General features: G+C 42.4%; 9 protein-coding genes and 1 pseudogene. 5 read left to right on the top strand and 5 right to left on the bottom strand.

All coding sequences use genetic code 11. The annotated features are described in order from the left end of the window. Nucleotides 1-764: 764 nt before the first annotated feature. Complete coding sequence (locus DCCM_RS11800) at nt 765-1,679, bottom strand: helix-turn-helix domain-containing protein (protein ID WP_104372603.1); 915 nt, start codon at nt 1,677-1,679, stop codon at nt 765-767. Nucleotides 1,680-1,714: 35 nt separating this feature from the next. Between DCCM_RS11800 and DCCM_RS11795 the strand changes: the two genes are divergently transcribed. From DCCM_RS11795 to DCCM_RS11785, 3 genes are read left to right on the top strand one after another with little or no spacing between them, the layout of a single operon-like run. Then, on the top strand, nt 1,715-3,403 hold the full coding sequence (locus tag DCCM_RS11795; protein ID WP_104372602.1) for a recombinase family protein: 1,689 nt from the start codon (nt 1,715-1,717) through the stop codon (nt 3,401-3,403). Nucleotides 3,404-3,457: 54 nt separating this feature from the next. Beyond that, nucleotides 3,458-3,727, top strand: coding sequence for a hypothetical protein (locus DCCM_RS11790; RefSeq protein WP_104372601.1), 270 nt, complete (start codon nt 3,458-3,460; stop codon nt 3,725-3,727). After that, complete coding sequence (locus DCCM_RS11785) at nt 3,711-3,989, top strand: hypothetical protein (RefSeq protein WP_104372600.1); 279 nt, start codon at nt 3,711-3,713, stop codon at nt 3,987-3,989. The genes DCCM_RS11790 and DCCM_RS11785 overlap by 17 nt, the downstream gene beginning before the upstream one ends. Nucleotides 3,990-4,054: 65 nt before the next feature. On the opposite strand, the pseudogene DCCM_RS11780 reads toward DCCM_RS11785, so the two are convergent. Next, nucleotides 4,055-4,180, bottom strand: a pseudogene (locus tag DCCM_RS11780) (hypothetical protein); the annotation flags it as partial. Next, complete coding sequence (locus DCCM_RS11775) at nt 4,167-5,723, bottom strand: recombinase family protein (RefSeq protein ID WP_165792133.1); 1,557 nt, start codon at nt 5,721-5,723, stop codon at nt 4,167-4,169. The pseudogene DCCM_RS11780 and the gene DCCM_RS11775, both read right to left, overlap by 14 nt. Before the next feature lie 68 nt (nt 5,724-5,791). Between DCCM_RS11775 and DCCM_RS11770 the strand changes: the two genes are divergently transcribed. Beyond that, entirely contained in the window at nt 5,792-6,013 is a 222-nt protein-coding gene (locus DCCM_RS11770; protein ID WP_104372598.1) for a hypothetical protein, read from the top strand. A 31-nt stretch (nt 6,014-6,044) separates the two neighbouring features. Here DCCM_RS11770 and DCCM_RS11765 read toward each other — a convergent pair whose 3' ends face one another. Then, nucleotides 6,045-6,962, bottom strand: a complete 918-nt coding sequence (locus DCCM_RS11765; RefSeq protein WP_104372597.1) for an AraC family transcriptional regulator — start codon at nt 6,960-6,962, stop codon at nt 6,045-6,047. Between the two features lie 591 nt (nt 6,963-7,553). Between DCCM_RS11765 and DCCM_RS11755 the strand changes: the two genes are divergently transcribed. Beyond that, nucleotides 7,554-7,919, top strand: a complete 366-nt coding sequence (locus DCCM_RS11755) for a nuclear transport factor 2 family protein (protein ID WP_104372595.1) — start codon at nt 7,554-7,556, stop codon at nt 7,917-7,919. 693 nt (nt 7,920-8,612) lie between these two features. On the opposite strand, the gene DCCM_RS18665 is transcribed toward DCCM_RS11755, so the two are convergent. After that, on the bottom strand, nt 8,613-10,574 hold the full coding sequence (locus DCCM_RS18665; RefSeq protein WP_165792132.1) for a S8 family serine peptidase: 1,962 nt from the start codon (nt 10,572-10,574) through the stop codon (nt 8,613-8,615). Between the last annotated feature and the right edge of the window lie 394 nt (nt 10,575-10,968).

Raw genomic sequence — 10,968 nt, 5'->3', positions numbered from 1 at the left:
GCCTTTAGAGCCTGTGTTACAATAAAGCCTGTTGAAAAGGCAAAAAAGCGAATAAAAACGCTGCCTAAGCAGCGTCACCTATTAAAAGACCCCAAAATAAAACAGAATAAGCGGGCACTCTCCGACCGGCAAAAAAGCAGAACCCCAAAGCAAGGGCGGAGTGTGCCCCCATAGCGAGCCTGACGGTCTTGACACCCCAAAGGAATACCCCATAACAAGACGGTCAGGCGGCCTTCCTGCCCAAACAAAAGCCCAAAAGAAAAGCCCTAACAGACCCCATCACCAAACCACAAAGCCGCGCTCCGCCGGGTACCCACGGTGGCCAGCACCGACCCCAAATATACTCCCCAAAGGCTGGCCATGAGCGTTAAGCCGAGACCGCAAGACCCCAAATAAAAACCTAAAAGGCGGGCTCGGTAGCGAAAGAGGGTGGCGGGAATTAGCGCCCAAAAAAAGAATCTGTTAACCCCAAATAACATCCTTCACCCTACAAATCCACAAAAAAGCATTGCCACGGCTCCAGCCCAAGAAACGAAAGGCTTTAACGGCTCAATTACTAAAATTCGTGCCACAAAGCCAAGCCACACCCTAAACCCTTGGTAATACAGAATAAATTACAACTATTTCTTAATAACGTGCCACAAATATTTGCCCGTGACACAAAAAACTGCAAAATTTGGCATAACACCAATGGCGACAAGGATTTAAGCCGTGGCATGGCTGTGAAGCATAGCCCCAGATATTCCACGTGGAATAAAATGAATTCACCTCACATACAGCTCATCCAGCAAATCACGCCTATTCTTGCTGCTCTTTTCCTTCTGGTCCGCCGGCTGCCAATTAATGTCCCGGTATTCTTTTTTCGGTCCCGCCCTGGAAACGTTGTTGTTATTTTCCCCTTTTTCTTTAAGAGCCGGCTTTCCCGGGATGTTCACATAATTATCGCGCAGCGCAGCCAAAAGCAAACCGGGCAGATTCCTGATCTGCCCGGCGCCGGCGCCGATTAATTCAATTTTTTCCTTGATTCGCTCCGGTGGATATTCTCTTAGCAATCCAGCAATAAAATCAGCAGGCAAATCAGCCGCGCAGTTTCTCCGGGCGACTTCCTGAATCTCTTGAATGGAGCTTTCCGATATCAGTTCCTGTTTCGGTTTTAGTTTTGTCACCAGATTTTCAAAGTTTGATATTGTTGCTTCGTTGGAATTTTTCTCCTGCTCTCCTTCAACAACAACAACATTATTATATTCTTTATTCACAAGGGTGTGTGCATCTTGAATCACAACCCCTTGTGATTCCGGATGCACACACCCTTGTGATTCCGCTGTTTTCAAGGCTTCCGGCTGTTGTGTTTCACTATTTTTGGGCCTTATCACACCCGATAAATTATTAACATAGTAAATATTTGGCTTATTCAACCCCTGGCGCTTCCAACTAATGAGCCCGTAGTCACGTAATTCTTTTAGGTATTTCTCAACTGTATTTTTATGGCAGTCAGCAGCTTCGGCAATCTTCTCCTGGCCGGGCCAACACCCATTTTTCTCCCAGGCGAAAGAAAGCAAGACAGCAAACAAGCCCTTCGCGGCCATCGACAAACCCTTAGCATATAGAACGCAATTTGGAATTGCTGTAAACCCCTGTTTAAGTGTTGGGTCAAGAATAATAAGCGTTTTTTCTTCCATGTTACCCCCTCATAAGAAACAAGGATATCATTGGTATGTGTAGAATATCATTAACCATACCAAAACAAAGGACTGATATCATGCCCGCCAGGACAAAAGAAATAACCGAATACATCACCCATATAATCAACTATCTCCGTCGTTCCCGGCAGGATATTGAAAGAGAGAAACGGACCGGAGAAGATACATTGGCCACCCAAAAAAAGATAATGATAAAGGTGCTGGACGACCTTAAAATACCCTACGATCAGGTTGAGGAAATCGGCTCCGGAGACAAAATAGAGACTAGGCCGATATTTCTCCAGGTACTAAAAAGCATTGAGCAAGGTAAATACAATGCCATAGCAGTAAAAGAAATACCCCGGCTAGGCCGCGGTACTTATACAGACATGGGACAGATTTACGATTTACTAGTATCAAAAAGAATTTTTATAATTACCCCTTATAAAATTTATGACCCACAGAATCCTGCCGATGCCCGGCAAATCCGGTTTGAGCTGTTCTTTGCCAGAGAAGAATTTGAGATGATCAAAGAAAGGCTCGTCAGCGCCAAATATAATCTTGCCCATGAAGGCAAATGGATCTGCGGCCAGGCTCCTTTTGGTTATAGACTCAACAACAGTACACAGAGACTAGAAATTGACGAAGATGAAGCACAAATAGTTAGATACATATTTACCCTGTACGTCTATGGTTTGGAACAAAACGGCACCACCAGGGAAATAGCTTTCCGGGCTATAGCCAGTTACCTGACTAAAATTGGAATACCCACACCACGGCGGGCCATCAGTTGGAACTATTTATCGGTAAAAAGATTTATAGAGAATGTAGTATATATCGGTACCGTTAAATATCGAACTAGAAAAAGAATTGCCAATAAATATTTTAACCGTCCGGAAGAAGAATGGATTGTTGTCGAACATGCCCACGAGCCAATTATTGATAAAGAAACATGGGACCTGGCACAGAAAAAGCTACAAAAAGTAGCAGAGCAGCCTAAAGTCAAGTTAGATTTTTCACCCTGCGAATTGGCCGGTTTAGTAGTTTGCTCAAAATGCGGCCACCGTATGGTCCGCCAGTATTCTGTCCAAAATTATAAAAAGAAAGCCGGAGGAATAAGTAAATACCATAAGGAATTTCTATGGTGCCCCACACCAGGCTGCACCTGTGTCAAGTACAGGGATGTGGAATCTGAGATTTTAAGATATCTTGATATTTTAGACGAATTTGATACGCAAAAGTTAGACGAAATTTTCGGCCAGGTTTACCAGCAACAAAAAGAAGCCGCCGTTTCTATAGATACAAACGAATCCGTACAACGTAGAAAAGCCGAACTAAAACGCCGGCTAAAATTTATATATGAAAAATACGAAGCAGGCATATACGATGACCAGATATTTCAAGAAAGGCGCGATGAAATTGAAAAAGAATTATCCATGCTGGATGCAATAGAATCCCCAGGAACAAAGAAGCCTGTCCAAGGACAGGAAATGCTACAGCTTAAGAAAAACATTAAAACGTTCTTGGAAGCCTATCATTCAGCGGAGAACAAAACACTAAAAAACAAACTGTTATCTGATCTGATTGCTGTCGTTTATCTAAACAAGACCGGCAAAGGGAAATTCGATCTTGAAATACATCCACGTTTTACTTTTTCTCTCGCAGGTAAAAATATTACTAAAAATGACGCATACCACCATAATTCTCCAAATGGTTATTATTGACACTTAAGCACTTAATAGATATACTTCATAAAAAACCAAGGAGCAATACAGATTGTGGTCGATAAACGAAAGGAAAATGAAAAAAAGTTTCGTTCATGGACGAAACTGCCAGAAGGTGGCCGCCGATATTATTACGAAGTAAAAGGCAAAAGTGGTTGGTCGGCCAGATATGTAAAAGAAGTTAACAGCAATGAAGAAACAATAAGATTCTACCAGGAAATTTATGACCACAACGGGAACCTGGTAGAGGTCCACGAGAAATTCCCTGAAGATAAAGGTCATATAAAAATAACGAAAGGTGATAAAAATGATTACACGTCATAAAGTAGCACAAAAACTTGTAGATTATTTATTTCATCGGCTATCGCTCCCTGAGCTTGTAGATTGGGCCGAAATGTCTATGATGGAAGATGATTTTGAAGAAAAAGATTTTGATACATTAATAGACATAACGAGTCGTCTAGGACTCGCAGACGTAAAATCTTTCGGCATTACCTGGGAGGATTGCGAAAGCTTCATGAGACGCTTGGGCTATAAAATTAATCTTACTGTTACAGAACATATCGCTGAAAACGCTTCGATATAAAAAGTACTACAGGACAGGCAGTGAACACCGCGTAAAGGCAGCATTTTTGCCGCCTTATTATTTTAGTTATATGAATAGACGATCATTTCATCAGCATAGATCAAGGCGAAGCGGCCGGCCTTAAAATTACCCTCCTGGGAAAGGGAAAGTAAATTCCAAAGGAACTTCTCGTCACATTTAAGCATCTCCTGAGACGTTTAACCCTAAACCATTCATGGCATTAAAAAAAAGTTCAATATTTACCCTGGATTCCTTCCTATTATTATCATACTCGGTATAAACCGTAACCCTTTTCACCAGGGCCCTGATAAGCTCGGCCTTATCCTCCGCAATGCCGCTGTGCGCCGCATCCTTTAAGGTCTTCAAAATCAGCGAAATATTAATTGCCCGATTGGATAATTCCTGGCTTTGCTCCATTCTTGCCATCAGCTGTTCTTTGCGGTGATTCAGGGTTTCAATCTGGCCGGCCAGGGCAAGCAGCTCACCCTCGGCCTCGGCATCCGTTATTATGTTTTTTGATACCAATGATAATATTTTCTGCCTGGCCACCTGTTTTTCCAATAAGCCGTTTTCAATTCCGTTGAGTTCATTTTGCACAGGTTCCAGCTGTTCGGAATCCTGCTTAATCGTTCTCTCAATGGCCCTGGCCACTTCGTCGGGGTTGTTTAAGAAATGCTGGATGTCACTCCAGACGGCATTTTCTATGTCGGCAGCCCGGATCAGCTTGGCGTCGCACCGTTTTCCCTGGCCGTTGTTAGCGACGCCGGAGCACCTGTAATAAACCCTTCCTTCTTTGCTATTGCCGCTGCTGCCTATAAAAGCCCGCCCGCAGCCGCCGCAGTAAATCAGACCCCTCAATAAATATTCCCTGCCCCTGGAGCCCCTGGCTGTGTCGGCATTTTCAATAAGCAACCTGTTGGCTTTATCAAAATCCTCCCGGCTGACAATGGAGGGAACCTGTATTAACCGGCCCTCTTTTTGTTTTTTACTCCGCTGCATGGTTTTGTATTCCCCGATATATGCCCTGTTTCTTAGAATTATGGAGACATGCCCGGCGTGCCATTTACCTACGCTGGTGTTTTTGGTCTTTTTACTTTGTGTGGGAGTGGCTATCCCCCGGGCGTTTAGATACTCAGCTATCGGTATGGTCCGCATTCCTTCCAGGTAGAGCTTGAAAATCATCCGGATAATTTCCGCTTCCGGCTCGAATACTGCCAGCCGCTTGTCATCACTTATCCGGTATCCGAAAGGCGGCTGCCCCGAGGTCCAGCGCCCTTCTTTTATGGCTCTTTCCTTGCCCATCTGGGTCCGCTCCAGTATAGTGTCACGCTCCAATGCCGCTATGGAGGCCAGCAATGTCATGAAAAATTTACCGGTGGGAGTACTGGTGTCAAAGGCCTCGGTCATGCTTTTCAGAGCGATATTTCTCTCTTCCAGAAAATCATATGTATCCAGCACATGTTTTACCGACCTGGCCAGGCGGTCAAGCCGGTAAACAAATAAAGCATTAAATTTTCCGGCCCTGGCATCGGCAAGCAATCTTGATGCGGCCGGCCTGTCCTTTAGCGGAAGGACCCCGGAAACACCGTCATCCAGGTAATACTCGCAGCCGGTTATGCCATTTGCCGCGGCATAAAGGTCAAAATACTTTTTGGCAAAATCCACCTGGCTTTCTATATTACCTCGCTCGGCCTGTTCGTCAGTTGACACCCTGGCATAAAATGCCACAATCATGATGGGATTGTCCCCCCTCATCTCCCGCATATATGTAAAAGTATAGCATATTCCAGGAGGTGCCGGGTGTGATAATAGAAAGGCAGTACTCCAACAGCGCCGAGGACCATCAGAGGGCAATAAACGCCCTGGCAAAATTTGTCCTCCGAAAGCTGAAGCAAGAGCAAAAAAATAATCCCGGTATTTCCGGGATTTATGTGTATGAGAAAAAGCCGGCGGAACTCCGGGCAAATGCTCTCTTGGAGATTAATGCGAGTACAGCAGCTGTAGCGGCTTCACAGGAAGAATAATTAAATTATTAATTAGGATTAATATGAGCAGTTATTTAGCGTTTAGCTGCTGCACCGGCCGCGCTTCAATATAACCTCTGTATCCCATTGGCGCCAGCTGAAACCTCGGCCCATCTCCATCGGCCCATTTAAAGCCATAAATCTCCGGATTATAGTTTTTCATAACTCCCCATATCTCTTCTATTGCTTCGCCAAATTTTTTCTCATCAAAAGGCTGCCCCTGAAAAACCATCATTTTGCACGGCGGGAGTTCAACCAATTCAAAACCTTCCGGAATTTCTCCTGAAAAATCTGCAGGCACTTCAACACCTTGAGAATATTCTGATGTACCCGGTTTATGCAAGTTTTCCGGCATCCACATTCCAATAGGTTCATAAATTGCCTCTTTGATATCAGAAAGAACGTCCCATACATCACACCCGACTTCTTCGCAATACTCAAAATAATGTTTAGCTTTAATGCCGGGCTTAAAAAGCAATTTTCTTTCAGGGCGGTCAACCACTTGAACAAAGACAGTTTTAATATTAGGATTTTTACACATTTCGTTCTCTCCTTTTTGTAATGTAAGGTAATGATCACGGATGCTATCAGGAATAAAAAGCTTGAGTACAGGTTTGTCTTTACATTTGCAGTAATGCCGGGGAGTCATTCCAAACTGCCTGGAAAAAGCCCTTGTAAACCCTTCATGTGAATCAAATACAAAATCCAAAGCAACATCGGTTATTTTTATATTATTATCGCGCAATTTAACAGCCGCCTGGGACAATCTAAGTGCTCGAATGTATTCAAACGGGGCCTTTCCTGTCAGTTCTTTAAAAATCCTTGCAGAGTGCCACGGTGAATATCTCGCCGCATTTGCAAGCATGCGAAGGGTTATGGTTTCCTTTATATGTTCGGCAATGTATTCTTGCATGCGTTGAACAGCTTTTACCTTTTCCCAACTCTCCATGTTCTCACCTTCTGCTAAAAAGGATAGCACGAAATACATCTAGCTTACTTGACCTGTATTGCTAAAACATATTACCATCTATTACGGTCTCCGGACAGGTCAGAAAATGTTATTGATACGCCGCTTTTCTTCTTCTTTTTTAACTATAATCGGCGGCCAATACTTTATACCATGGCCATAAGCGCATACCTGGGGTAATTATCCTTTGATCTAAAATCACATGTTTTATAAACCTCTCAATCTTTGATAAAATATAATTGCCTTCATTGATATTAAGCAAGGAGAAAAACCTTGGATAGCCAGAAAAAACCAAACTGTATAAAATGTGAACACTATTATGTCACCTGGGACAACAGGACTCCTAACGGGTGCCGAATATATAAAATTAAAACAAGGTATATGCCCTCTTTAGAAGTATTGCGCCACACCGGATCTTCTTGCATTGCTTTTGATGAAAAAAAAAGACCCTAAACTTCTCCATTATAAAGTTTTTATATACTATTAAAATTGATTACTCTTTTAAGGTATTACGCTTACGCCAATACATCTGGTTATTTATAACCAAGAAATTGATGGAAGGGATTTATTGTCATGGAACATAACGAAATTGTTTATTATGAAGAATTCCTTAGAAAAGCTATGCTATCTGGTAATGTGGATGTCCTGAATGAACTCATTGCCGACGATCTTCTCTTCGTCAATCAATTTGGACAGATTATTTCAAAAGAAGCAGATATTGAAGTACACCGATCTGGGAATTTGAAGGTAACCCAAATTGATATTTTGGATCAAAAAATAAGACAGCTGGAAAAATCAGCCGTAACAGTTACAAAAGTATTTGTATCGGGTACATTCAAAACAGAATCAGTGGCTGGAGAATTTTATTACACACGTGTCTGGAAGTATCGTGAAGGAAAATGGCAAGTTGTATCCTGCCATTGCAGTTCTGTAACGTAAAATTATGTCACTTGCTGAGAACTCCTTTGTCAGCAAACTAAGCTAATCTATACACTAAGGCATATATATTGAGATATACAATCTGTTCCTTAAAGAGCCGGCTTGAGGGCTATCTATAAAACTAACACTTACCTCTTCCAATCCCCCGGCCACCCCACAGCCCGTTACCCGCCCTTGGTGAGGACCCGGAAATAAATCTTCCTCCATGTAGAAAAAGGAACGTTCTATAATCTTCTACCATACTATGGCAGTAAAACAAAAGGGAGGTTTTCATATGGGGTATGGTTGTGGCGGTGGCGGATTTGATGGAAGCTTTATTCTCTTCCTGATACTTATCCTCCTGGTCTTTTCAATGCCTTATGGCGGAGGCTACTGCCAAAAGTAAATGAAAACCCCTGGAGCGAGTGCCCATAAAAGGTCCTCCTGCTCCGGGGGTTTTTAATATTTTATCTCTCCCAGTCGCTCGGCCACCCTATTGCCCGGTACCCGCCCAGGCCCGCAGGAAACACCACCCCGATCAACTGCGGGCCATAAGTGTGCATGGCCCAGTCGATAGAGACGGCGCCGGCCTGTTCGCAGAGCTTCGTGATGCGGTCGGTCTTGGCATCTACTACTGTAAAAACAGGTTCTGTTATTTGGCCATTACTATTCTTAAGTTTCCAGGAATAAGGGGTATACTATTTTTTATTTCTATTACTTTCTTTTTTCTGCTTCCTTATAAGCTAATAATGGGTCAACCATCCCTTTAGATTTGGACAATTTACCTAACTCTCCCCCCTTATTACGTACCGCTATATTAGTAAGAATTTCTACGATATCCTTTACAGTTAGTTTCGGGTTGATAAGCATCATTTTTGCAGCAATATTGGCTACAACAGGGATACCAAAGGAAACACCAGAATCCGATCCTATCAGACTATCTCCAAATTCTTTCGTAACCAGTTCCACCCAACTTTCGTCTTGCCCAATTAACTTAGCCATGGCTTTTGTGGGCATATGTAGATTCAATGCACGCTCTCGATCGTCACTACTTCCTGAGGGTACCATAACATCCACAGCCTCCCCGTAACCGCGACTTGGATGTTTCTTTCCATCCAATGTGACCCCTCCTACAAGCAATGCGTTTTCTACAGGTGGGTTGTCGGGATTGCTCTCATCAATATCAATATTCCTTTTTTTGAGTTCTGTATTGTTATTAGCTCCAGTTGTTAAAAATAATACTTCAGGATGTGCTCTCACAATTTTTTGTATATCCTTTTTTGACCAATTAATGTCAAGACTAGAGGTAATGATTTTGGCATTGTGGGTTTCAATGGCCCATTTAATACCATCTGCAATATTTTTAGAATTATCAACACCTATCTGCCCTATTTGACCCCTAATATCGACAATTTTGATATTGTTCGTACCATAAGCAGCTTGCCCTGCCACGTTGGTTCCGTGAAAATCATTAATACTTTTTTTGTATGTGCTATATTCTTCTCCTGATAAAGGACCTTTGCCTTTGGGGCTGAAATCTCCCGCCGCTTTCAAATGATCAGCAAGGTATTTACTGACAGCTGCTATACCTGTATCTAAGACACCAACGACAATTTCATCCTCATTTTCCTTATCGAAATACTGATAAAACTCTGGGTCCTCCGTGAGGAAATCACTAGGGCTTTTCGCGGCAAACACCCTATACGAACCACCAAAGTTCCATCCGGCATTAATCCATTCTTCATAAGTGAACTCTTGTTTCTCACTTTTTTTAAGATAAATTTTATCTTTTTCTGTCAAATCTCTATCTTTCTCGATTATGTAGAACATTTTCTTGTTTTTAGAATTGTAATACCATCTTAATCCACCGAAAGGTTCACTCCATTTCAGCGTATCTTTGCTATCGGTTTCTTCCCATTTCCTCTGAACAACATCCGTATTAGGCGTTTGATTTTTAATTACGTTAACAGGATGCGAAATTTCATTACGCAAAGATGCTTCACCCATTACATCCGCTTCTCTCTCTAAATTCTTGTCATCGTTAATTGCCACATCATTGATTTGCTGAATCGGTTTTACCCTCTTTTGCTTTTGCTGCACCACATGCCATGCTTTATGAGGCAGGTGTTTTTCCTGGCCGGGGGCAACATGTATGTCACTTCCCTGGGTATAAGCCAGCGCATTTAATCCTGAGGGTTTTGATGAGTTATAATGAACCTTTATATCCGAAAGATCCATTCCTGAAAGATGTTCCATACCTGTTATTAGGTTATCAGGAATGTCAGTATTGTTTTCCCGGGACTCCAACACCAGATCTTTCTGTTTTTGTATATATTTATCCTCGAAAACTGCTTGAATCGGACAATGCCGTTTTTGCAGTTCTTTTTTCTCAGAATCCATTTGTTGTGTAGGCTGAACCATGTCCTGTTGTTGAATTTGGGACCTTAAAAGCTGTATTACAGCCCTATTACCGATCATACGCTGCAATTGTAAAACACTATGTGAAGAACTTAAACAGTTAGGTTCAGCTAAAACCCCCTGTAAAGAATTAGGATCCAACATATTAGCCTTATCTCGTTTTATAGGAACAGCTTTCGTTTTATTAGAATCTTTTTTTGGTGAATGAGAAAACATCCTTTTCACTCCAGTCATCTCATAAAAACTATCTACTACCAATTACCACGACTTCACATGGTTAACACTTAAGAGCAATAAAAAAAGCAACCTAAAATGCTATTATAAGTTGCTAATATGGTATTTCGACATTGATACTTATAGTTCCTTTTTTATGGAATAATTTTATCCGACCCCACCATCTCAAAACCCACCACTCCCCAAGGGTTCTCTTTACAAAAACCAGAACCCCGACCAACCGGCCAAGGGCTTTACTATTTCACGTTGAATAACCATCTCAAAATCAAAAAGACTCCCTCCCCGGCCAGTGAGAAAGGAGACTTTTGTGAGATATATGTTAATGATATTTTACCCGCAAAAATTTATTTCAACTGGATACTTTCAGAATTGCGACCAGGTCCTTTACCTCCCCCCCCCCCCCCCCCCCCCCCCCGGG

It is taken from the genome of Desulfocucumis palustris (genome assembly GCF_002933875.1).
GTDB classification, from domain to species: domain Bacteria; phylum Bacillota; class Desulfotomaculia; order Desulfotomaculales; family Desulfocucumaceae; genus Desulfocucumis; species Desulfocucumis palustris.
The sequence above is the reverse complement of the archived record's forward strand: the minus strand, read 5'-3'. Positions and strand labels throughout refer to the sequence as shown.